The 22,677-nt window shown below is 39.6% G+C and carries 19 protein-coding genes and 2 pseudogenes; 9 read left to right on the top strand and 12 right to left on the bottom strand.

From position 1 onward, the window contains the following. Nucleotides 1-189 precede the first annotated feature (189 nt). The 3 genes from HRT50_RS05730 to pckA all read left to right on the top strand — a co-directional run bounded on the left by HRT50_RS05730 (nt 190) and on the right by pckA (nt 3,422). The gene (locus HRT50_RS05730) at nt 190-594 is read left to right on the top strand and encodes a S4 domain-containing protein (RefSeq protein ID WP_291612237.1); all 405 of its coding nucleotides are present in this window, start codon (nt 190-192) and stop codon (nt 592-594) included. A gap of 5 nt (nt 595-599) precedes the next feature. Further along, nucleotides 600-1,481 carry an Hsp33 family molecular chaperone HslO gene (hslO, locus tag HRT50_RS05725; RefSeq protein WP_291612235.1) on the top strand — a complete coding sequence of 294 codons (882 nt, stop codon included), beginning with the start codon at nt 600-602 and terminating at the stop codon, nt 1,479-1,481. A 330-nt stretch (nt 1,482-1,811) separates the two neighbouring features. After that, on the top strand, nt 1,812-3,422 hold the full coding sequence (gene pckA / locus HRT50_RS05720; protein WP_291612233.1) for a phosphoenolpyruvate carboxykinase (ATP): 1,611 nt from the start codon (nt 1,812-1,814) through the stop codon (nt 3,420-3,422). Nucleotides 3,423-3,616: 194 nt separating this feature from the next. Here the strand turns inward: pckA and envZ are convergent, their stop codons facing one another. From envZ to HRT50_RS05705, 3 genes are all read right to left on the bottom strand, one after another. Continuing rightward, nucleotides 3,617-4,906: a two-component system sensor histidine kinase EnvZ gene (gene envZ / locus HRT50_RS05715; RefSeq protein ID WP_291612230.1), complete on the bottom strand. Its 1,290-nt coding sequence runs from the start codon at nt 4,904-4,906 to the stop codon at nt 3,617-3,619. 12 nt (nt 4,907-4,918) lie between these two features. After that, nucleotides 4,919-5,641 (bottom strand): two-component system response regulator OmpR, encoded by a 723-nt coding sequence (gene ompR / locus HRT50_RS05710; RefSeq protein ID WP_291612228.1) that lies wholly within the window; start codon nt 5,639-5,641, stop codon nt 4,919-4,921. 146 nt (nt 5,642-5,787) lie between these two features. Next, nucleotides 5,788-6,231, bottom strand: a complete 444-nt coding sequence (locus tag HRT50_RS05705; protein WP_291612226.1) for a hypothetical protein — start codon at nt 6,229-6,231, stop codon at nt 5,788-5,790. A gap of 448 nt (nt 6,232-6,679) precedes the next feature. Here HRT50_RS05705 and HRT50_RS05700 point away from each other — a divergent pair, with 448 nt between their 5' ends. Next, a complete protein-coding gene (locus tag HRT50_RS05700; protein WP_291612225.1) occupies nt 6,680-7,162 on the top strand; it encodes a TlpA disulfide reductase family protein in 483 nt (160 codons plus the stop codon). 64 nt (nt 7,163-7,226) lie between these two features. Here the strand turns inward: HRT50_RS05700 and HRT50_RS05695 are convergent. From HRT50_RS05695 to HRT50_RS05680, 4 genes and pseudogenes are all read right to left on the bottom strand, one after another. Then, a pseudogene (locus HRT50_RS05695) lies at nt 7,227-7,391 on the bottom strand (chitobiase/beta-hexosaminidase C-terminal domain-containing protein); the annotation flags it as partial. Nucleotides 7,392-7,442: 51 nt separating this feature from the next. Next, complete coding sequence (locus tag HRT50_RS05690) at nt 7,443-7,949, bottom strand: family 20 glycosylhydrolase (RefSeq protein ID WP_367238816.1); 507 nt, start codon at nt 7,947-7,949, stop codon at nt 7,443-7,445. Then, nucleotides 7,931-8,131 (bottom strand): annotated as a pseudogene (locus HRT50_RS05685) (carbohydate-binding domain-containing protein); the annotation flags it as partial. The pseudogene HRT50_RS05685 and the gene HRT50_RS05690, both read right to left, overlap by 19 nt. Nucleotides 8,132-8,594: 463 nt before the next feature. Then, nucleotides 8,595-9,431: a mechanosensitive ion channel domain-containing protein gene (locus HRT50_RS05680; protein ID WP_291612223.1), complete on the bottom strand. Its 837-nt coding sequence runs from the start codon at nt 9,429-9,431 to the stop codon at nt 8,595-8,597. Between the two features lie 175 nt (nt 9,432-9,606). Here HRT50_RS05680 and HRT50_RS05675 point away from each other — a divergent pair, with 175 nt between their 5' ends. The 4 genes from HRT50_RS05675 to HRT50_RS05660 all read left to right on the top strand — a co-directional run bounded on the left by HRT50_RS05675 (nt 9,607) and on the right by HRT50_RS05660 (nt 14,559). Further along, nucleotides 9,607-12,162 carry a DUF748 domain-containing protein gene (locus HRT50_RS05675; RefSeq protein ID WP_291612221.1) on the top strand — a complete coding sequence of 852 codons (2,556 nt, stop codon included), beginning with the start codon at nt 9,607-9,609 and terminating at the stop codon, nt 12,160-12,162. A 91-nt stretch (nt 12,163-12,253) separates the two neighbouring features. Next, nucleotides 12,254-12,685, top strand: a complete 432-nt coding sequence (locus HRT50_RS05670; RefSeq protein WP_291612219.1) for a VOC family protein — start codon at nt 12,254-12,256, stop codon at nt 12,683-12,685. Between the two features lie 69 nt (nt 12,686-12,754). Beyond that, nucleotides 12,755-13,474 (top strand): potassium channel family protein, encoded by a 720-nt coding sequence (locus HRT50_RS05665; RefSeq protein WP_291612277.1) that lies wholly within the window; start codon nt 12,755-12,757, stop codon nt 13,472-13,474. Then, on the top strand, nt 13,471-14,559 hold the full coding sequence (locus tag HRT50_RS05660) for an AI-2E family transporter (RefSeq protein ID WP_291612218.1): 1,089 nt from the start codon (nt 13,471-13,473) through the stop codon (nt 14,557-14,559). The genes HRT50_RS05665 and HRT50_RS05660 overlap by 4 nt, the downstream gene beginning before the upstream one ends. Before the next feature lie 310 nt (nt 14,560-14,869). On the opposite strand, the gene HRT50_RS05655 is transcribed toward HRT50_RS05660, so the two are convergent. The 4 genes from HRT50_RS05655 to HRT50_RS05640 all read right to left on the bottom strand — a co-directional run bounded on the left by HRT50_RS05655 (nt 14,870) and on the right by HRT50_RS05640 (nt 20,464). After that, nucleotides 14,870-16,870 (bottom strand): glycoside hydrolase family 3 N-terminal domain-containing protein, encoded by a 2,001-nt coding sequence (locus HRT50_RS05655; protein WP_291612216.1) that lies wholly within the window; start codon nt 16,868-16,870, stop codon nt 14,870-14,872. A gap of 12 nt (nt 16,871-16,882) precedes the next feature. Further along, entirely contained in the window at nt 16,883-17,539 is a 657-nt protein-coding gene (elbB, locus tag HRT50_RS05650) for an isoprenoid biosynthesis glyoxalase ElbB (RefSeq protein WP_291612214.1), read from the bottom strand. 175 nt (nt 17,540-17,714) lie between these two features. Continuing rightward, nucleotides 17,715-18,953, bottom strand: a complete 1,239-nt coding sequence (locus tag HRT50_RS05645) for a multidrug effflux MFS transporter (RefSeq protein WP_291612212.1) — start codon at nt 18,951-18,953, stop codon at nt 17,715-17,717. Beyond that, nucleotides 18,950-20,464 (bottom strand): PLP-dependent aminotransferase family protein, encoded by a 1,515-nt coding sequence (locus HRT50_RS05640; RefSeq protein ID WP_291612210.1) that lies wholly within the window; start codon nt 20,462-20,464, stop codon nt 18,950-18,952. Before HRT50_RS05640 ends, HRT50_RS05645 begins: the two co-directional genes overlap by 4 nt. A gap of 145 nt (nt 20,465-20,609) precedes the next feature. Here HRT50_RS05640 and HRT50_RS05635 point away from each other — a divergent pair, with 145 nt between their 5' ends. Then, nucleotides 20,610-21,533: a DMT family transporter gene (locus tag HRT50_RS05635; protein ID WP_291612208.1), complete on the top strand. Its 924-nt coding sequence runs from the start codon at nt 20,610-20,612 to the stop codon at nt 21,531-21,533. Between the two features lie 158 nt (nt 21,534-21,691). Here the strand turns inward: HRT50_RS05635 and HRT50_RS05630 are convergent. Beyond that, a partial coding sequence (locus HRT50_RS05630; protein ID WP_291612206.1) for a TonB-dependent receptor occupies nt 21,692-22,677 on the bottom strand: 986 nt, incomplete at its 5' end.

Raw genomic sequence — 22,677 nt, 5'->3', positions numbered from 1 at the left:
TTTGTTACTTTACTGTTAGATAAACACGGATGATACTTGACCACAAGCTATGCAACAAGTAATACCCTGAGTTTTTAAGGCATTTAGTAAATAAAATGGTAACAAAAAAGTTACTACTCGATAATTACCAGCTGTTATAATCATTTTCAGACTCAGCCAATTCATTAAAGTTCCATTTTTAGGTTTATTATGAGCACAAGTAAAACAGCGGAAAATAGCTCAACACGATTAGACAAATGGCTCTGGGCCGCAAGGTTTTATCGGACCCGTGCTATTGCCAAACAAATGATTGATGGCGGCAAAGTTTTTTACAACGGTCAACGCACTAAGTCAGGTAAAGCCGTATCAATCGGTGATATAATAAAAATTCGTCAAGGATTTGAAGAAAAACAAGTCACCGTTATCGCCTTAGCGGATAAACGCAAAGACGCTACTTTTGCTCAAACATTATACCAAGAAAGTAAGCAAAGTATTGATAGCCGTGAAAAAAATGCCTTCGCACGAAAACAAGGTATTTTATTAAGTCCCGCTAGTGATACTAAACCCGATAAAAAACAACGTAGAAAACTACGTGAATTTAAAGAAAGGATCTAACCTCCATGAGCCAATTCAATGTCTTAAATCGCTACTTATTTACCGATGCCCATGCCCGTGGTGAGCTAGTTCAGTTAAGTAGTAGCTTTGAAAGTATAATTAAAAATCATAATTACCCTGCGGGAGTTGAAAAATTACTCGGTGAGTTATTGAGTGCAACCTGCCTTTTAACTGCGACATTAAAGTTTGAGGGGGATATTACCGTGCAATTGCAAGGTGACGGCCCGATTGGTTATATGTCAGTCAGTGGCAATAATAACCAACAAATGCGTGGTATTGCCAAGATAGCTGATGTAGCAGAAGCTAGTGAAGCAAATGGCCTTAAAGCTTTAATTGGCAAAGGCACCATGATTATCACCATACGCCCTAAGGCTGGTGAAGCATATCAGGGTGTGGTTGCTTTAGATGCAGATGATCTGGCTGGTTGCTTAGCTCATTACTTTGATGTATCAGAACAAATTCCAACTAAAGTTTGGTTGTTTAATGATGAAAACAGCAAGCAAGTCGCTGGTGCCCTAGTACAATTGTTGCCTGATGGCGATGGTAGTGCTGACAATAAAGCTAAGCAAGAAAGTGACTTTGAACATTTGTGCCAGCTGACTAATACCATCAAAAGTGAAGAGATTTTTTCACTTGAAGCAGAAGCGTTACTTTATCGTTTATATCACCAAGAAAAAGTGAATATTTTTGAACCACAAGCAGTGAGTTACCAATGTGGTTGTTCTGCCGATAAATGTTTAGCTGCAATCTCACAAATAGAGCCGAGTGAAATAAAAGCTATATTAGCAGAGCAAGGTAAAATTTCGATGACCTGTGATTATTGCATCACCACTTACGATTTTGATGAGCTAAGCTTGCAAAGTTTCATTTCGAAAGTTAACCATTAAAATAAATGGCTGTTTTTTCATCAAAACCAGCCATATTAGCCAGTATTAATTATCACTTATTCCACATAGTGATAATTAATAGCTAGAATAAAACCCCACCTACCCCTTACCCACCTAGCTTAAGAGCTGTTTTGTTTGAATAAAAATAGTTTTAGATCTAACCATTCATGATATTTATAGTGAAAACTTTCACATTAAACTATTTTTTACTTTCGTTTTGATCGCTATTAACCTAAAATAGCGACAATGAAGGCTGCCTGAAAACTTTCACAGCGCCCTTCATAAACCTACTTAAATATTTAATTTGTCATACTTAGGAGTGAATTTGCTATGACCGCCCCGAAAAACTCAATTGATTTGTCACAATACGGCATCAACGATGTTAATGAAGTTGTTTATAACCCATCGTATGAGTTACTTTTTAGTGAAGAAACTAAAGCTAGCCTTGAAGGCTTTGATAAAGGCGTAGTGACTGAGCTTGGTGCAGTTAATGTAGATACGGGGATATTTACCGGTCGTTCTCCTAAAGATAAATATATTGTTCGTGATGACGTGACTCGCGATACAGTTTGGTGGTCTGATCAAGGTAAAAATGACAACAAACCTATGACTCCTGAAACTTGGGATCATTTAAAAGGTTTAGTGACTACACAACTTTCTGGTCAACGCCTATTTGTTGTTGATACTTATTGTGGTGCTGATGAAGCAACACGTTTAAAAGTTCGCTTCATTACGCAAGTTGCTTGGCAAGCTCATTTTGTTAAGAACATGTTCATTCGTCCAACTGACGCTGAACTAGAAAGCTATGAACCTGATTTCGTAGTAATGAACGGTGCTAAAACTGTTAACGATAAGTGGCAAGAACAAGGTTTAAACTCTGAAAACTTTGTTGCTTTCAACTTAACTGAAAAAATTCAATTGATTGGCGGTACTTGGTACGGCGGCGAAATGAAAAAAGGTATGTTCTCTATGATGAACTATTACCTTCCGCTGCAAGGCATAGCATCTATGCACTGTAGTGCTAATGTTGGTGAAGACGGCGATACCGCAATCTTCTTTGGTTTATCTGGTACAGGTAAAACCACACTTTCTACAGATCCTAAACGTCAACTTATCGGTGACGATGAACATGGTTGGGATGATAACGGTGTATTTAACTTTGAAGGCGGTTGTTATGCAAAAACAATCAACCTAAGCAAAGAAAATGAACCAGATATCTATAATGCAATTCGTCGTGATGCATTATTAGAAAACGTAACTGTTGATGCCAATGGTAAAATTGATTTTGACGATAACTCAAAAACTGAGAATACTCGTGTTTCTTACCCAATTCACCACATCGACAATATCGTTAAGCCGGTTTCTCGTGCTGGCCATGCTAAGAAAGTAATTTTCTTAACTGCTGATGCCTTTGGTGTTTTACCACCAGTGGCTAAATTAACGCCAGAGCAAACTGAATATTACTTCCTTTCAGGTTTCACTGCTAAATTAGCGGGTACTGAACGTGGTATTACCGAGCCAACACCTACTTTCTCGAGCTGTTTTGGTGCTGCTTTCTTAAGCTTACATCCAACTCAATACGCTGAAGTATTACACAAGCGTATGGAAGCTGCTGGCGCTGAAGCTTACCTAGTTAATACTGGTTGGAACGGTACTGGTAAACGTATTTCAATTAAAGCGACACGTGCCATTATTGATGCAATCTTAGATGGTTCTATCGATAACGCTGAAACAACAGTTATTCCAATGTTTAATCTTGAAATACCGACTAAGCTTGCCGGTGTTGAAGGTGACATTCTTGACCCTCGTAATACTTACGAAGATGCCAGTATTTGGAATGATAAAGCCGCGGCATTAGCTAAACGTTTTGTTAATAACTTCGAAAAGTTCACTGATACTGATAATGGTAAAGCATTAGTTGCTGCTGGTCCTCAGTTGTAAAATGATGTGTTAACAGCCGTTAGCTAATCAGGTGAGAACTACTGATAAAAAAGCCACAGGTATTTAATTACTTGTGGCTTTTTTGTTTTCTGACTGCAGAATTATTTATATCTAATCTCAATTTTCGACGACAAAAAAACCGCACTAATTATTATTAATGCGGTCTTGATCTTAGCCTTATTGCGTTTGATTACTTAGAAGCTCAGTGGCAAAGACACTTTCGCTTGTAAGCCACCCGATGGCTTGTTTGAAAGTACTACGCTTCCGCCATGAGTATCAACAATACGTTTAATAATAGCTAAGCCTAAACCGCTACCTTCAGTACCACGGGCAGTATCACCTTGGGTAAAAGGCTGAAATAAGCGTTCGATATCAGCTTCTGGAATACCTGCACCATTATCACTGACAATGATAAAGGCATAGTCATTTTCCACCCCTGTAAAGACATCAATATCACCTGAGGTATAGCGAATGGCATTTTGCACTAAATTGGCTAGGGCCCGCCTAACAGCGACATGTCGCAAAGGAATTTTAGGACAGTCACCGCCATGGAAAGTTATCAACCGATCACTTGGCCTTTCAACGTTGAGCACTTCATCAACCAAGGCATTTAAATCGCCAATTTCGGCCTTATCTTTAGAGTCGTGACGAAGGTAATCAATAAACTGATCAATAATATTATTCATATCCTCGATATCGGTTTCTATACCTTCTTTAAGAAAGCCGTCTTGATCTTGCATCATTTCACTCGCCAGCCGAATACGTGTTAACGGCGTGCGTAGATCATGGGAAATACCCGCCATTAATAAATTACGGTCATCCTCAAGTTGTTTGATGCCTTTAGACATGTGATTAAAGGCTTGTGTTACCGCCATAATCTCAGAAGTACCGCGTTCCACCAACGGCTCAGGAAAGTCTCCACGACCAACATCTTCAGCAGCTATTTCTAGTGATTTTAACGGCCTATTAAGCTGGCGAACAAAAACCCAGCCGCCCATAACACTTAATAAACCAATAACCACCATAAAGAAAACTAACGGATTAAAGTTACCTCTTTCCATGCCAACAAGGGGGATTTTTACCCAAAGGTGTGGCGCTTGTGGAGCACGGATCCAAAATAAATATTCATTACCATCAGAAATCCGCACTTCAGCATCGCCGCCAAGTAACAATGACATTTGCTCAGACCGATAAGGAAATAAGCCAGCATTGGCAAGGCCAAACTTAAGTGCATCTTCTTCACGATAAACACCAATGCCGGTTTCGTTGTGAAATGCCTTGGCCATTTTAGGACTTAACTTAGCATCATCAATATCAATGAAAACCACCCGCACCTGTTTTGCCAGCAATTGATTGATTTGCTGCTGATGAGGGTCGAAAACATAAATGGCAAAGGAGATGTAAGAAACGATTTGATTGATAAAAAGTAAAAAACCTATCAATAAAACCGTTTGGCCAAAGGCACTACGAGGTAATATTTTCATACAATTAATTAACTAAGCTGGAGTACCATCAGGTACAAAAACATAACCTAAGCCCCAAACTGTTTGCAAGTATCGTGGTTTAGCTGGGTCAACTTCAAGCATACGGCGCAAACGAGAAACTTGTACATCAATGCTGCGCTCTAAGGCCGAGTAATCTCTACCACGGGCTAGGTTCATCAGCTTATCACGTGATAGTGGCTCTCTAGGGTGGGTTACCAATGCCTTTAATACCGCAAATTCACCACTGGTTAATGGCATGCTAATATCACCTTTTTGCATCTCTCGGGTGGCCAAATTTAACTCGTAACCACCAAAGCTTACAATGTTTTCTTCTAGTGAAGGCGCACCTGGGGCTTCTTGAGTTCTACGACGCAATACCGCTTTAATTCGCGCTAGTAATTCTCTTGGGTTAAAAGGTTTAGGCATGTAATCATCAGCACCTAGTTCTAAGCCAATAATTCTATCTACTTCGTCACCTTTTGCCGTTAGCATAACAATAGGAATGTTATTTGAATTTTGACGTAAACGGCGGCAAATGGATAAACCGTCTTCACCTGGTAACATTAAATCTAACACTAATAGGTGGAAATTTTCACGTTCAAGTAAGCGATCCATTTGTTCTGAGTTAGCGGCACTACGCACGGTAAAGCCTTGTTCCACTAAATAACGCTCTAACAATGAGCGTAAACGCATATCATCATCTACTACTAAGATTTTAGGGGTTTCTTGAGGCATATTTTATTTCACCTTGCTTTGCTTGTGGTTCATTATATTTCTAGAGTTAACGCTACTATAAGGGATATTGCTTACAATAAGAAAGTGACAAGAGTAAAACTCCCTAAGTATTTGTTACAATTTATGTAATTCCTAAGGGCGAGGCGCTATTTAAGATAATGAATACTTTGCTGGGTGACACATTGAGTGAAGCTTTTTTTACGTTCTTCATGAGATAACGAAGACATCGCTTGTTTTACTAAATGCATTTTTTGTTCACGTTCTGCTTTCGGCAAATGGGCTAGTTGCTGATGAAAACAACCAAATAGGCCAAAATTTAAGGCAACATCCGATTGCATCGTATCATCACCTAAACAATGAGCTAACTTCTCCGCTAGGGTATTTTTATCCATCTCACCAATTAAATGACTCAGCTGATAGTCGACCTGGTCCGTTTTTCTTGCTTGATTGCAGCTAAAGAACATATCAGCAACTGCGACAATGGGTATTAGTTGCTGATGTTGTTTGCTAAAACGATTTTTTAGCCATTCATTATGGGCTTTATCACTGTCATCAGCTGGACTAGTAGTCATTGTCGAATTAGTTGACACAAGCCACCATGCCTGACTTGGCAAAGCGTAACAAGTAAAAACAATTAGTAATATTTTTAACTTTATTTTCATATAATTAGGCTCTAGTCATCGGCAGTAAGTTAAATTAAATCATAATGAGGATATTGTGCATTACCGACAAAACTAAGTATATACCCAAACCACTTGCAGGTGCAGGTTTCAGCTGGAATTAGAGATGCCTTTAGGCAAGGCATTGATTGAAGAGAATGGTTGTTCCCTTATCGAAATCAATAACGTAGTATAAAGCATATCTAAACCAGCCTACGGGGACGCCTGAGAAATCCATCCTCTTCGTTGCCTCCTTTTTTAAGGGAGTAACCATTAATAAAAATAGGCGCCTTGATCATGAATCGCTCAGTCATCCTGAAATATACACCTTCAAATGGCTTGGGTATTTAAGTTACATATAAATAATGTAGGAAAAGGTATGCCCTATTATCTAAAATCCTGGATAAAGACAGTATTCATCAGCTTGTTATTAATACTTAGCATTAACTCTTCTAATGCTAGTGCCAATGATGCCATGTTTGAGTTTGAACAAGCTATGGCGAAAAACATAGGCAAAGTCGTTTATTTGGATTTTTGGGCTTCTTGGTGTGTGCCTTGTCGAAAATCCTTTCCGTGGATGAATGCCATGCAAACAAAGTATCAGGCGCAAGGCTTGGTCGTGTTGAGCGTTAACTTGGATGCGCAACCAGCACTAGCTGAGCAATTTTTACAACAAATCCCAGCAAATTTTGCCATTATTTATGATGCTAAGGGCAGCTTAGCTAAAAAATTCCAGCTAAAAGGCATGCCCAGCAGTTACTTATTTGACCGCCAAGGCAAACTCATTAGTACTCATATTGGTTTTAATGGTAAAAAACAGCAAAAGTATCAACAAGAAATTGAAAATGCTTTAACGCAATAACCGATTACTTGATTACCGTCATAGCTCGTCCTACCCGTTGTTTATCTAAGGTACGAGCACGAACTTACACAACGCCATTTACTTTTACTGGTTGTTTATAAGCTTGCCACTGACCACTGTTAACTCGGTATTCAATCGGTAAACCTTTAATCGCGGTATTGGCCGATAGCACCCCTCCGTCAATTTTTGCGCCCACCGTTGGCACACGATAAAACACCCCAGCAAGGTCTAATTTAGCTAACTATTTTTCCCAATAGTTTATGAAAAGGCTAACCATTGTTTATCCCTTACTTGACGTAAACTGCTGGTTAAAAACATTGCTGCCTTTACTGTATTGGCCACCGTTAGCATTATAAGGCACTTGCCAACTGGCTTGATGGCAAGCACGCTCCGCTAACGCTAACAGTCTTGGATAGATCATATATTCCGCCTGTTCATCGCTACGCACAGTTTCGCTCCACAATTGCCCTTGAATACCACTAATGGTGAAGTTGTTCGGTAGAGGTTGATGTATTAATATCTTTAACCACCACGGATTAGGTGTAGGTATAATGGCAAAGTCCAAGTGACTATCATCCAGGGCTAATTGTGGCTCATTATTATAGAGCCAGATAGTCGATGCATATTGATTGATGTCATCGGGTGCTGATTTTATTTGTTTCTCGGTATCACTAAAAGGCACCACCCAAGGCTGAATTTCCAAGCCTGTTTCTACCGCGATTTTTGTTCTCGTATTGACAATAATCACCGGTGATAAATCAGCCATAGCTAACCAATAGTTAGGCATAACTCTGATTCGCTAATCAGTGTGCTTTTAACCCATAATTTAATTTTTTGACTCTGGCCAGTTTTAAAGCCAGTAAAGTTATTTTTCCCCGTGATTTGATGTATATCACCATTAAGATGCTGCAAGTCAAAGGTTTCACTACTGCTAGCATATGCGGGATAAACCTGAGAAAAATTGATCTGCCAAGCCTGAGCATCACTAAAAAAATTTGTTTAGTGTCAGCCACAGCTAAGTCAAAATGAATTTCCGCGCTCTAGCTGTATTTTACTGCCTCGCCGTTATGTTGTGGGCAATCCGTTTCAACATTACTTAAAAATTGATACTTATCACTAGCTGACTGGCTAATTGATCAAGTTGGCTTTACTGAACTGCCAGCTTGTTTGGCCTGCTGGTCAGTTTCACCAGCACATGCCGCTAAGACTAAGCTAGCACTAAGTAGTGATGATTTTAGAGTCTTGTTAATCATTAAATTTTTCTCATTAAAAATGAATGCTCAACTAAAGATGGCGAGCTGCAAATGCCTAGCTACTTATACCTAGTTAATAATACCTAGCAACTTACGCCGAGTTAATAAATAAAAAAGCCTATGCCAGTAAACTGATATAGGCTTTTTAGCGCAATTCGACTAAGTACTATTGCCGATAATTAAGCACTCGGTGTTTGATGGATATGCACATCACGTTGTGGAAATGGAATGCTGATGCCAGCTTTATCAAACTCAATTTTAACTTTTTCCATCATATCGAAGTAAACACCCCAATAATCTTCAGCTGTAGTCCATGGGCGAACAAATAAATTCACTGAACTTTCACCATGCTCACCCACCCAAATATCAATGGCTTGATCTTTAAGAACACGTTCATCGGCTTCAAGTAATGCACGTAAGAGTGCTTTAGCCTTAGTAATATCATCGTTATAGCCAATACCAAAAACCATATCAACACGACGGGTGCCGTTAACATTGATGTTGGTGACACAGCCGTTAGATAACAAAGCATTAGGTATGATAATACGCTGGTTATCAAAAGTTTTTAGTATGGTATTAAATATTTGAATTTCTTCAACAATACCTACATAGCTCTGCGCTTTAATGGCATCACCATTTTTAAACGGACGAAACAATAGAATTAACACACCACCGGCAAAGTTAGCCAAGCTACCTTGTAGCGCTAAACCTATAGCTAAACCTGCAGCACCTAAAACAGCAATAAGCGAAGCGGTTTGAATCCCAATCATGGAAGCAAAAATGATAATTTGAATGGCTTTTAATAAAGTATTTAAAATACTTAATAAAAAGCGATGTAAGGTAACTTCAACTTTTTTCTTCGATAAGCCTAATCCAACTAGGCTAAGCAGCTTTTTAATAATGAAGTTACCAACGAAGTAAACAACAACCGCTAATAAAAACTGTACACCAAACTGTAAACCCATTTCACCGAGCATTTGCACATAATGTTCTATTTTTTCTATATTGATTTCCATGAAAATGATATCCTAAACCACGTTAAATAACAGTTAATTACCAAATTAACCTTTAGATCACAATTGTATGCTTTCTATAAAATTCTGTAAATTATATTCCACTTTATTTTAAGGTTCCAAGTGCATACCTAATAACATCCTAAATATTAATTCTTAACAAGGAAAGTCCTGAATTATGGCAAACTTGCTGTCTTTTTTTACTCATAAATTTTTCAAAGTACTGTTAGCCTTATACCTAGGTTTGTTTTTGCTTATTTGGTTAACTTCTTCACCGATAGCCAAGCACTTTATCGCCCCTATTTTAGCCGAACAGCAGTTACACTTATCTGACGATGCTAGCATACGCTTTAACCCGTTTTTAATGCGGCTAACCTTGAGTGATATCGACGTAATCAGCAGTAAGAATGAACAGCCAGAAAGTGTTTTTTCCCTAGCAAAACTTGAGCTACAAGTTGAGTTATGGCAGTTGGCCTTTGAGAAAATAGTGGTCAGTGAATTTTCTCTTAGCCAAGGTCATATCAAGGTAACTCAAGATGATACGCAATTAGTTATTGCCGGCATAGCAATACCGAGCAAAGACAAAGCAAGTAAAGAAAACACTGCAGAGCAAGCGACTGAACAGCCCGCGGAAGAACTAGTAACTGAAGAAGTAACTGAGATAGCTTATCAATTACTATTACCTGAATTACTGCTTAGCCAATTTAATATTCAAATAGCGATAAATAACCAACAGCAAAATAAAAGCCATCAAATAACCATTGAACAACTGGCGCTACGCCAAATAAAAGCGAGCCCAACCACGCAACAAGCGCAATTAATATTGTCAGCCTTGATTGATGAAACCCAATTAGCACTGTCTGTTAATGCACAATTAAGCTCAGGTAAAGGCGATATCCACAGTGATTTACGCATAGATAATTACCCTATTGAAAAATTAGCGCCTTATATTGAGCAGCTTACCGAGCTTAAGGGCTCACTCTCCTTTACTAGTCAGCAAACCATTAGCGTCACACAGCAAGGTATTAACTTAAAAGTACAAAAAGCCAGCTTACACTTGCAAGATCTATTGCTAGGCTTGGCAAAGCAACGTTTTACGCTACAAGCCTTGCAGCATAATTTCACTAATATCGCCATCAACATAAAAGATAGCAAACTTACTCACCTCGCAGGCCACAGCAGCATAAAATTAGCTGAGGCGGTACTTAGCCAAAAGGAAAGTAACGCGACAATAGCCGCCTTTAAACAACTTAATTTAGCTGACATCAATTTTACTTTAGATGATGAACCCAGCATTGATATCACCGATATAATATTGGATGAATTTTTATTTTCTAAACAAGCCACCTTAACCGATACCTTAGCTAAAAAAGCCATTGATAAGATTAACCAACGCTCTGCAGAAGATGGCATTAAGATTGCCGCAGAGGATATTGTTAAACTGCCGCCAGTGCTACAACTGAAGCAACTAACCTTGAATGACCTTCACCTTCATGAAAAAAGCATCACTATCGATAACATTATTTTCGACACGTTAACGGGTGCCATTATTGTTAAAGAAAATAAAGATATTGCTAATTTAATTTCCCTAGGTAGCCAAGAAGTTGAGCAAGCAGCTGTTGAGCCAAGAGCAGTTAAAGAATTAGCGGCTATTGAAAAAGAACAAGCAGAAAACTTAGCAAAAATAAGTGACCAAGGTTTTACCTTTAGCTTGCAAGAGCTACGATTTATCAATCATAACGCACTCGAATTTACCGATTTCAGTGTTGACCCTATTTATCAGCGTACTTTATTTATTGATACCCTTGAAGTTGGCGCGATAAGCAATGCTAAAGAAAAACAACAAGTAAAAACCCCCTATACACTGGTCGGTCGTAGTAATAAATACGCCAATTTTAACTTAGTGGGTTATTTGCAACCTTTTTCAGCGGTAACAAGCTTCCATGTTAAAGGCGATTTCAAAGAATTTTCACTGCCGGCAATTTCGACCTACTTAAAAGCATCTACTGGCCTTGAAGTTAAAACTGGACAGCTCAATACTGCCTTAGACGTAACACTGACCAGCGATGAACTCGATGGTAACGTAGTAGTCTTATTACAAGCATTAGAAACTGGCTTAGTAGACAGTGAAGAAGCCGGTAGCTTGATTGCTCAAGGCGCATTGCCACTAAATATGGCTATGGGTATGCTAAAAGATAGTGATGGCAATGTAGAACTAGACGTACCGCTAAGTGGCTCAACTTCAGATCCTAAATTTGGCTTAAGCAGTATCGTTACCTTAATCACTAAAAAAGCCATTATGTCCGCCACACAAGATTACCTATTAACCACTTTTGTGCCCTACGCCAACATAGTTTCTATCGCCATAACGGCTGGTGAATTTGCCTTAAAGTTACGTTTTGATGATTTAGATTATCAAGTAAAACAAGTTGAACCCGATGAACAACAATCCGCCTATTTACACGACTTTATCGCCTTGATGCAAGATAAAGATGATACCCGAGTAACTATTTGCGCAATTACTACCCCTGCAGATATTGACCTTAAGGATGGGGTTAGTGTGAGTGAAAAAAGCGATATCAAGCGCTTACTCGAGCTAGGTGAGCAGCGCGAACATGCCCTTAAAGACTACTTAATTGAACAAGGTAACATCGACTCATCGCGTATTTTATTCTGTAAGCCGCAAATAGATAGCGATGAGGGAGCAATGCCGCGTATTGCCATATCCGTTTAGTATAGTGCTATATTCTAGCTGCAACTAACAAAACAACATAGCAATATCAAATACTTATATGTATATGCATATGTATATGGAGATAAAATAAATGAAAGGATCTACTCGATTTTTAATATCGCTATTAGTACCATTACTGTTAAATAGCCATACTTTACTGGCAGCGCAGCCGAACACAATAGAACAGGAGATCATAAAAAAACAACATGGCAAATTAGTATGGGCTGACCTTTACACCGGCGATGTTGAAGCTTCACTAAAATTCTACCGTGATACCTTTGGCTGGACTGCTAAAGAGTTTGCCAAAGATAAAGCTAAATATCACATACTCTACGATGATGGCCAGGCTATTGCTGGTGTACTTGCCCGTGTAAGTGGCTCTGTTAGTTATGGTATGGGTTATGGCTCTGGGTATGGCTACCCAATGTATTATGGAAATGGTTATCGTAGCCATAGTAATATTGTCGTGGTTAGACCCACTAAAAATAGTCGCATTCGTCCATCACGAGCGAAGAGACGTTAATAATAACAAGTATGCACTAACGACTTTACCTAGCGCCAAATAAATTAAAGAGAAACGCTCTTGAAAACAATGACTCGCCAAGATAATTTTATTTATCTCACTTTCGCTTTAATATTATTATTATTAGGCACCTCATTAGCGCAACAGTTTTTTGATGACTCAGTACCGCGTTTGGTGCAATCAGCCATCATAGTTACCTTGTTAGTGGCTGTCTGGGGCGTAGATTCTAAAGATTTTGTCCTGCGCAAAACCTTTATTTTCCCGCTAGCTATTTTATTCTTCTCTTTTTTTGGCGCCTGGCTCGATGATGCCGGTTTTGATCAATTATATTTGCTGCTTTTACTGAGCTTTCTTATTTCAAGCGCCTTGCGCACCGCCAAGCAAGTATTATTTACCGGTGATATTGATGGTAATAAAATATTAGGCGCCATTTGTTTATATTTATTAATGGGGCTAATTTGGGCGGTACTATACACCCTAGTTCAGCTAAGTTTCCCTGGTTCTTTTACTAATATCAGTAGTGATAGTGCCTGGTTTACTTTGTTTCCTGATTTTATCTACTTCTCCTTTGTTACCATCACTACCTTAGGCTTTGGTGATATTTCACCGCAGTTACCTATTTCAAGATTTTTAGTCTATTTCGAAGCCATAGTCGGTCAATTTTATATGGCTATTTTAGTGGCGAGTCTAGTGGGATCTCATATGAGTAACTTCGGCGCTAACCATAATACGCCAACAATAATGCATACCAACACACACAAAAATAATAACGCAAAGGATAGAAGATGAAAAACCTGCAAGAGTTAACCACGGATCAGGCATTTAACCGCCGGGTTATTGACCTAGCAATTAAGATTGGTGCCATGGCGGTGATTTTTTTATGGTGCTTTGCTATTGTTAGCCCCTTTATTTTAATTACCATTTGGGCAGCTATATTAGCAGTCGCTTTATTCCCATTACACGCAAAGCTAAGTAGCCTGCTTAAAGGCAATAAAAAAATGGCTTCCACCATTATCGCCCTAGTAGGTATATCGCTTATTGCCGGACCATCAATAAACCTTTCTTCATCAGCCATTGATTCTGCCCAGCATGTTTATACCGGCATTGAAGGAGGCACACTGAAAATCCCAGTAGCTAATGAAAGTGTAAAAGAGTGGCCATTAGTAGGCGAATGGCTGTATAAACTTTGGCAAGATGCTTCACAAGATATCCAAAAAGTTGCCGGGCAATACCCTGAACAAATTAAATCACTTTCCAGTACATTATTATCAGCGGTAGCTGGTATTGGTGGCAGTATTTTGCAATTCATCGTTTCATTGATTATTGCTGTGGTCTTTATGGCTAAGTCGGCGCCACTACATCAAGGCGTAAGTAAACTAATGCGCCGTTTGATGAATGAAAATGGCGATAGAACCATCAACACCACCATAGCCACTATTCGTAGTGTTGCCACTGGTGTGCTCGGCGTTGCGGTAATTCAATCGATATTAGCTGGCGTAGGTTTGATGATCGCTGATATCCCAGGCGCTGGCATCTGGGCAATTGTGGTACTTATTTTAGCCATAGCTCAGTTACCACCTATTTTAGTGCTAGGCCCTATTGCGGCTTATTACTTCTCGGTCGCAGACACCACGCCAGCCATAGCATTCTTAATTTTCAGCATTATAGTCAGCGCAAGTGATGCCTTCTTAAAGCCAATGTTTTTAGGCCGCGGTATGAGCATACCTATGCTGGTTATCTTACTAGGTGCTATTGGTGGTATGTTACTGTCTGGCATTATCGGCTTATTTGTTGGTGCTGTGGTCTTAGCTATAGGTTACGAATTAATGATGGACTGGCTAGGCCAAACGCCAGATCCGCAAGCACAAGAGTAGAGTGACACTGAAGTCAGCTCATAATAGCTCCGGCCAAAAGTAACACCATAAAAAGCCGCATTCTCTTATAGAGAATGCGGCTTTTTAGTATAAGACTTCATACTAATACCAATTTCATTAAATTATTGCTCACTTGTGCTGGTTAAAATAAGCCCTCTCTGCGTTACTCTCAATCCCAATAGCGAGCTATTACTCAATCGAGCGCCTTGCCATGATTTATTTTCCCTATGCACAACAAGATCACAAACTTAATGAAACTGGTATAACGTTAGCTGACTGATCTAGCTATGTAGCAACTTATTACAGCTAACTAATTTTTCAAAGTAACTGGTAGTTTACCTTGCCCTAGACCTTCATTAATAATAACCGCCATGCTGGCATTGAAACCTGGGCTGATTGCTTGTTGGTTATTATCTTGATAAATCCTATCATCAAAGTTTAGCAAAACAGTGCCGACTAACTCACTGTATTCATTTATCAAAAAAGGAGAACCTTTAGCAATAAGTATTGTTGGTGTACTTACCTTTGCAGCGAGCGCGAGCTGCTGTTTCAATAATGTTGAATAAGTTAGTTTTTGCTGCTGCGCGGCTACGCTACCATAACTTGGTGTTAAGTCATCCATGCCACCTAAATCAACTAAACTTGCGGTTTTAATATCGACAGTGGCAATAATAACATCGGCTTTAGCAAGTAAGCTCTCTGCTTGTGTATCATATCGGTCAGTATCAGCAATAAAATGGCTTATTTTAATCTCCGAGAGCTGCTTTGCTGAGTATTTTATTGCTAAGGCAGTAGTCATCGCATAAGTTAGTGCCGCTAACTCCTGTTGATTTGCCACGATACAATGCAAGCTTTTAAATTTTGACATATCAAGCGGTAGCAAATGATCACCTTTCAATAAGGTTACTGCTGCCTCAGCAAGCGCTTGCTCAGTAGCTATGTGCTGAACATTAGCAATTATGGCTTTGGCGGTTATCACCTGTTGTGTTATTGAGTCATTACTCATTGCTGCATATTGCTTTTTATACTTGTTGAGCCTGGCGACTGACTGCTCAAATTCAGCTAATTTATAATCACCTTGTTCAATACGCTGTGTTAATGCCTTGGCGACATCTTTTATAAAGACATTGAATGCGGCAATATCCTTTGGTGTTCTAACTTTAAACGGCATAACCGCAAGGTCAGCGCCAGCGATAAAGGTTTCCACCACAGCTTCAACATCAGTAAAAAAGTGAGTCACGCCAGCCATATCAAGGGCATCGGTGGCAATAATGCCGTCAAAGGCCATTTCTTCTCTGAGCAGGTTAGTTAAAATCTTGCGAGACATAGTTGCTGGACGAATAAGTTGTGCACCACTTTGACTGACAAAAATACTGTCATCCAGTGCTGGGTATTGAATATGAGCCGTCATGATCATCGCTGGCTTAGCGTTTTTAATTGCCCAAGCAAAAGGGGCGAGATCAACTTTATCTATAATAGCCCTATCATGATCTACGCGTGGTAAACCTAAGTGGCTATCCACATGGGTATCACCATGACCAGGAAAGTGTTTTAGAGTCGCCATCACGCCTTGTGCTTGCATAGCATTAACGGCACTAACGCCCAGCTCAGCGACTTGCTGAGGGGACTCACCAAAAGAGCGAGTATTAATCACCGGATTATCAACATTGGTATTTACATCAACTACAGGCGCATAGTTATTATTGATACCTAAGGCTTTTAGCTCCTTAGCGATAACTGCATTAACTTGCGTAGCAAAGTGCGTACCGTGTTGGGGATAACTAGCACCAATGGCCATATTGCCAGCAAAGCCGGTCATTTTAGCAAAACGAGCCACTCGACCACCTTCTTGATCCATGGAGATAATTAGCGGCTTGCCTTGGGCTGACTTAACAGCTGCTTGTTGAATGTCATAGGTTAGCTTAACTACTTGCGCTATTTCTTGCACATTTTCGGCAAATAGTACAATACCGCCAATATTAGTGCTGCTTATCAATTGTGCTAGTGCTGGCGGTAGCTCAGTAACCGCTTGACGACAATGCTTTGACGTCGGCACACTTGCCTTGCCATTAATATCAGCACAATAGAAACGGATATCAAGGGACATTCTTTGCGCTATTTGTTGCTCAAACTCGGTAAAAATAACTTTTGCAGAAAGCGATGTTTTGCTGGGCTTACTATGTTTAGTGGTCATATTTTTTTCAATCGCCTGACTTTGACAAGCGCTTAGCGCCATTGAAACTATTATTAACGTGCTTGCTGCTAAATACACAGCTATTTTCTGAGGAAAATTATTAGATAGTTTAGCCATCAAAAACAACACCTACTTGCTAAAAGCGAGTACATATTTTACCAATTTATTAATGCCTACTGCGGCTTCACTAATCGATTCAGCTAGCATATACGCCGGTGTAGTCACTATTTTATGGGCTTCATCGATCACGACATCACCGACACTACACTCAATATGAGTCAACCCCTTAGCACTGATTAACGCAGCCGTAGCATTGTCTTTGCCAATAGTACCTTTCACGCCAGCAGGGTAAACAAGGGGTAATAAAGCCGGAGCAATACACATATAACCCGCTGGTTTTTCTACCTTAGCAAAGGCTTTTGCTGCAATAAGCACTTGTTCATTAACACTATAGTTATCATTTTCAAGGGCGAAACTACTGAGGTTTTTTGCTGCGCCAAAACCACCAACAAAAATGATGGCATCAAAGTCTTGCTGACGTAATTCAATTAAATCTTCGACATCGCCACGATTAATGCGCGCGGCTTCAACTAATACATTACGGCTTTCATCTTTACTCACTTCACCGTTAAGGTGATTAATAACATGATGCTGCGCTATATTTGGAGCAAAACAATTGTATTGCGCGCCCTGCTGCTCTATCGCCAATAATGTTAATACTGCCTCATGAATTTCACTGCCGTCATAAACGCCACAACCACTTAAGATAACTGCTATGTTTTTCATTATTGAACCTTACTTTTAGGCTGCTTTTAGTTCTTTAATTACTAAAGCAAACCATTAACTGACAACATAAGACTACCGAGTGTTAGTAGAGTTAAAACGTTGCATGAACTTCACTACTACCGGCTGTAAACATACACGCCACAACCACTTAAGATAACTGCTATATTTTTCATTATTAAACCTTTTTATTAAGCATCTTGGTACTAGTTTTATTGTTAAACCAAACAATAAGCTGACAGCATAACACTACCAAGACAGCGAAAAACATTAACAAGGCAAACGGTTTAGCACTACCATCATAAAAGAACGCCAATATCGGTCCAGCTAAAGCCCCTATGCCCCATCGAAGTGTACCGATTACTGCAGTAACCGTACCTGAGTGTTCAGGAAATTTAGTAAGAATTAAGGCATCACTATTTACTGCAATCAAGGAGATACTGCCCATTAATGGAAAAATCGCGACCACGGTATACACTAGCGGTAATTGTAATATATTTACCAAAGCTAACGCTGTTGCAGCTAACGTTGCCGACGTTAAACCAAAACGTAACATTACTCTAGAGCCTTTACGTACAACAAAGCGGGTATTGGTAAAATGTGCGATCATTAAAGCGAAAATATTTAAGGCGAATAACAAACTAAAGGTGTATTCAGAGACAGTAAAAACCTTTAAGTAGACATAAGGAATAGCGGTAATATAAGCAAAGAAAGCCAGAGATATCATCATTGAAGTAATAATATCTAACCTTGCCTCAACATTGCCTAAGACAATTTTATAACGCTGAATAAAGCTCAATTGCATTTTTACTTTAACGGGTTGCTTCTCATCTCCTACACTAGCGATACTGCCGGCATCAGGTAAATACTTCATCACTAACAACAAGACGATAAAGCTATAGCCCGCTAATACATAAAAAATTAGCTGCCAGCTATGGCTAAGTAGCAAGATACTGCCAATACCGGGTGCTACCATAGGTGCTAACATCATAATCATACTGACATAAGAAAGACCTTTAGCGGTGTCTTTGCCGTAATATTCTCGCACAGCACCCGGTACGACCACTGTTGCGGCGCTACTAATAAAAGCCTGCATAAACCTGACAGTTAAAAATTGCTCAATATTATTGACCATAGGCAGTAATAAACTGCAAATAACAAAACCGCCAATGCCAAGTATGACTAATTTTCGACGCGAATATTTATCCGCCATAGGGCCAAATAAAATCAAACCCAACGCATAACCAAGTAGATAAACGCTCAAGCTATTTTGTACCATACTCATTGGCGTATTGAGGTGCTCAGCCAAGGTTGGCATTGCAGGTAGGTACATATCAACAGCTAGCGGAGAAATCGCTAAAACAGCCGCTAATAGCGGTAATAATAACCTTAAAGATACTTTAAGTTGTGTTGTCATGATCCTTGCACCAATTTGCCTATTTTACTGTTCGTTTGTTTTTGCTGAGTTATTAGTAATATTTTTTGCTGACCGGTAAATTCAAAAACCAACGCACCTAATGTTTTAATCGCCTGCTCAACGTCCTCCCCCCATTTCACGCCAAAACTAACTCGCATATAGTTTTGATATTTTCCTGAGGGAGAAAATATTGCTCCAGGGGCAAAACTAACTCCCTGTGTTAACGCTTGTTGAAAAAATTCACCTGTATTGACATGTGATTGACAACGCAGCCAAAGCACACTGCCCCCTTGGGGTTTTGAGATACATACTTCCTTAGGAAAGTGCTCGGCAATTAACGCCCGCATTCGCTCACAGTTATACGCTAGGTTTTTTCGCAATACACAAAGATGGCGATCATAATCGCCGCTAAGCAAGTATTCATTCAAGGTCCACTGCTGCAACATCGAGGTAGAACAAGATTGTGCCCGCTTAATTCGCTTGGCTTGCTCCTCAAACTTACCGGGCAATAACCAGCCAATGCGATAACCTGGTGCCGCTGTTTTTGAAAACGACGAACACGTCATCACTAACCCTTTTTCAGAGTATAGCTGTGCCGGTTTAGGTTTTTTATCGGTAAAGTATATTTCACTATAAACATCATCTTCAATTAAGGGGATATCATGTTGCTCTAACAGCATCACCATGGCTTGGCGTTGCTCATCAGATTTCATTGAACCGAGCGGATTATTTATCGCCGTAGAAAATAAACAAGCAGTAATATTATGCTGTTCAATTGCCTGTGATAACTCGTCTAAACCAACACCATCTTCAGTGCAGGTATAGACTTCTAATGCCTTCATGCCTAGGGTTTCAATCAATTCGATAATACCAAAAAAACACGGTGACTCAATGGCAATAATGTCACCACGTTTGGCAACACATTGCAGTGCAATGGATAGTGCTTCTTGTGCGCCATTAGTAATAACAATATCATCAGGATGTATTTCAACACCTTGATCTTGATATCTAAAGGCCAGCTGCATACGTAATTTGGCATCACCGGTTACCGGTCCATAACTTACCGCTTTTTCCGACACTTTGCTTAACACCGAGCGCATTAATCTGGCGAGAGTTTTATCTGGTGGGTGTGCCTGAATAGGATTAGATATGCCCAAGGCAACCGTATCGGGTAAATGTACGGCGGCATGAACTTGCTCAATCATGCTACGGCCTTGTACTTCTGCTGGTTTGCATTGCGCCCACTTGGCCGGCCTAGGCTTTAATGTTCTTGCTTGCGCCGCTTGTAAGTAATAACCCGATTGTGGCCTAGCACTTACTCGACCTTGTCGCTCTAATTCAATATAAGCTTGTTTCACCGTTGGCACACTGATTTCAAACTGACGGCTCAGTTTTCGTAAGCTCGGCAGTTTATCACCTGGTTGCAGGGCACCAATTTTTTGTTGATGGTCGATAAAATCAATCACTTGCTGATACAAATATGCCGAGGAACTTTTATCTAATAATTTCATCTGTTTTTTCTCATAGCAAATGCCTTGATGATCAATGAAACTGTATAGGTTACATTTTAATAATTCTGTATATGTTATTAAATCAAACTATCATTACAATGTCACCCTTATCCGGTCAGTTCTCAGTTATGGGGTGTTAAATTTAATGAGCAATAATCTTTTATATGTGATCACAGTACTTATTTGGGGCTCAACCTGGATTGCCATTAATTATCAATTAGGTGATGTCGCTCCTGTAGTGTCGATTGTTTATCGCTTTGGCTTAGCTGCGTTAATTATGTTTGCTTACTGTCGCTTTAAGAAATTACCGCTGTCCTTTTCCGCCAAGCAACATGTGCAATTGTTCGCCTTTGGTTTAACCTTATTTGGCTGTAACTATTATTTACTCTATAACGCGCAAGCACATATCAACTCGGCCTTAACCAGTATTGCTTTTTCCACCCTAATGATAGCCAATATAATTAACGCTCGTATTTGGTTTAAAACCCGCATTCCCAGCCAAGTTTATTTTGGTGGCGCACTAGGTTTAGTTGGTATTGTCACTTTATTTTGGCCACAAGTAAGCAATACTGAATTTGCTGACAGTACTTTATTGGGTCTAGGTTTGTGTATGGTTGGCGTAATGTTTGCTTCAACAGGCAACATGATTTCAATTAAAAATCAGCATAACAATATGCCGGTATTACCTGCTACCGCTTGGGGTATGTTGTACGGCTCTTTATTTATGTTTGTACTTGCACTAGTACAAGGGCAAACGTTTAACTTCTCCTTTACCCTGCCTTATATCAGCTCGTTATTATATCTATCAATATTTGGCTCAGTAATTGCCTTTGGGTGTTACTTAACTTTACTGACTCGTATTGGCGCCCATAAAGCTTCCTATGCCACCATTATGTTTCCGGCGGTAGCTGTGGTTATTTCAAGTGTTGTTGAGGGCTTTACCTGGGACGTGTACACGTTTACCGGTTTAGCTTTAATGTTGGCGGGTAACTTAGTGGTATTAACTAAGCCAAAAAGAAGTAAAAAGATTGAGCAAGCAGGCCCTTTGACAGAAGCAGTGAAAAGTTAACTTTGAGTAACTAGGGGGCATAAAAAATGAGCATCAAAATGATGCTCATTAAAGAAAACGACAGCCTATGGTTATAATTGTCCTAAATTCTAATAAGTAGATAGTAAGAAATAACTACTTAACAATTAAGCTACGGCTGTCTTCAAACACATTAAAGACTAGAAGTTGTAAGTTGCTTTTACGTAGTAGAAACCACCGCTGTAATCAAATGGCCCACTTTCGTAATAGACACCGCTTACAACCCCGTAAGCACCACCATCTTTTTGTAACTCTTGTGCTTTTGTATCAAGAATGTTGTTAGCACCGACAGAAAGTACCCAGTTATCATTAAAGTAATAACTGACTTCTGCATCTAAAGTAAACGATGATCCAACCGTTTCTGACCAGCCATAAGAGCTATCAACATCGGGCTCATCTGCATGGGTTGCAAACCATTCACCAAAATAGTTAGCACGAACAAACATGCTGACACTTTCCCAGCTTTGCGCCATTGTTAACGTACCACGATGTTCAGGAATACCTTCCTCTAAACGACGCACTTTAAAATCAGAAGTAAATAAACCAGCATCCTCAACCTCAGTTGAATTGTAGTTATAAGCAAGACTAAACTTAGTATCACCCTCCATTAATTCCATACCGTAGTTCATCACTACATCAACACCTGTTGTTTGGGTATCGAAATCGTTAGCAAAAAAAGTAACTGAGCCGCCTAATAATAATTCTGGGCTTGGGTACTTACCTTGTAGCGCATCAACATCTGCTTGAGTGATAAATATTTTATCGGTTTGAGCTACACGGTCGGTTACTTCAATACTATAAGCATCAACCGTCATAAAGAAGTCTCCGCTTTGGTATACGGCACCAAATGCAAAACTTTGTGATTCTTCTGGGTCAAGCTCAACACCACCCAACTGTGCAGAAACAACGTGTGTTGGCGGATAGGTTGCCGATTGAATTAATTCACCATTAACAAGTGATGTTTGAGTATTAACTACATTTGCTTGACCAACCGTTGGCGCACGGAAGCCCGTTGAATGAGATCCACGTAGTGAAAATTCATCAGTTAGTTGATATTGTGCAGTTAATTTATAGTTAGTGGTATCACCAAAAGAAGAGAAATCTTCGTAGCGAACTGCTGCACCCA

Source organism: Colwellia sp. (assembly GCF_013215345.1).
In the GTDB taxonomy this organism is placed as follows: Bacteria; Pseudomonadota; Gammaproteobacteria; order Enterobacterales; family Alteromonadaceae; genus Colwellia.
The sequence above is the reverse complement of the archived record's forward strand: the minus strand, read 5'-3'. Positions and strand labels throughout refer to the sequence as shown.

Coding starts and splice junctions, on each gene's coding strand:
- HRT50_RS05730 (WP_291612237.1), top strand. CDS start 190: ATGAGCACAAGTAAAACAGCGGAAAATAGCTCAACACGATTAGACAAA.
- hslO (WP_291612235.1), top strand. CDS start 600: ATGAGCCAATTCAATGTCTTAAATCGCTACTTATTTACCGATGCCCAT.
- pckA (WP_291612233.1), top strand. CDS start 1,812: ATGACCGCCCCGAAAAACTCAATTGATTTGTCACAATACGGCATCAAC.
- envZ (WP_291612230.1), bottom strand. CDS start 4,906: ATGAAAATATTACCTCGTAGTGCCTTTGGCCAAACGGTTTTATTGATA.
- ompR (WP_291612228.1), bottom strand. CDS start 5,641: ATGCCTCAAGAAACCCCTAAAATCTTAGTAGTAGATGATGATATGCGT.
- HRT50_RS05700 (WP_291612225.1), top strand. CDS start 6,680: ATGCCCTATTATCTAAAATCCTGGATAAAGACAGTATTCATCAGCTTG.
- HRT50_RS05690 (WP_367238816.1), bottom strand. CDS start 7,949: ATGCCTAACTATTGGTTAGCTATGGCTGATTTATCACCGGTGATTATT.
- HRT50_RS05680 (WP_291612223.1), bottom strand. CDS start 9,431: ATGGAAATCAATATAGAAAAAATAGAACATTATGTGCAAATGCTCGGT.
- HRT50_RS05675 (WP_291612221.1), top strand. CDS start 9,607: ATGGCAAACTTGCTGTCTTTTTTTACTCATAAATTTTTCAAAGTACTG.
- HRT50_RS05670 (WP_291612219.1), top strand. CDS start 12,254: ATGAAAGGATCTACTCGATTTTTAATATCGCTATTAGTACCATTACTG.
- HRT50_RS05665 (WP_291612277.1), top strand. CDS start 12,755: ATGACTCGCCAAGATAATTTTATTTATCTCACTTTCGCTTTAATATTA.
- HRT50_RS05660 (WP_291612218.1), top strand. CDS start 13,471: ATGAAAAACCTGCAAGAGTTAACCACGGATCAGGCATTTAACCGCCGG.
- HRT50_RS05655 (WP_291612216.1), bottom strand. CDS start 16,870: ATGGCTAAACTATCTAATAATTTTCCTCAGAAAATAGCTGTGTATTTA.
- elbB (WP_291612214.1), bottom strand. CDS start 17,539: ATGAAAAACATAGCAGTTATCTTAAGTGGTTGTGGCGTTTATGACGGC.
- HRT50_RS05645 (WP_291612212.1), bottom strand. CDS start 18,953: ATGACAACACAACTTAAAGTATCTTTAAGGTTATTATTACCGCTATTA.
- HRT50_RS05640 (WP_291612210.1), bottom strand. CDS start 20,464: ATGAAATTATTAGATAAAAGTTCCTCGGCATATTTGTATCAGCAAGTG.
- HRT50_RS05635 (WP_291612208.1), top strand. CDS start 20,610: ATGAGCAATAATCTTTTATATGTGATCACAGTACTTATTTGGGGCTCA.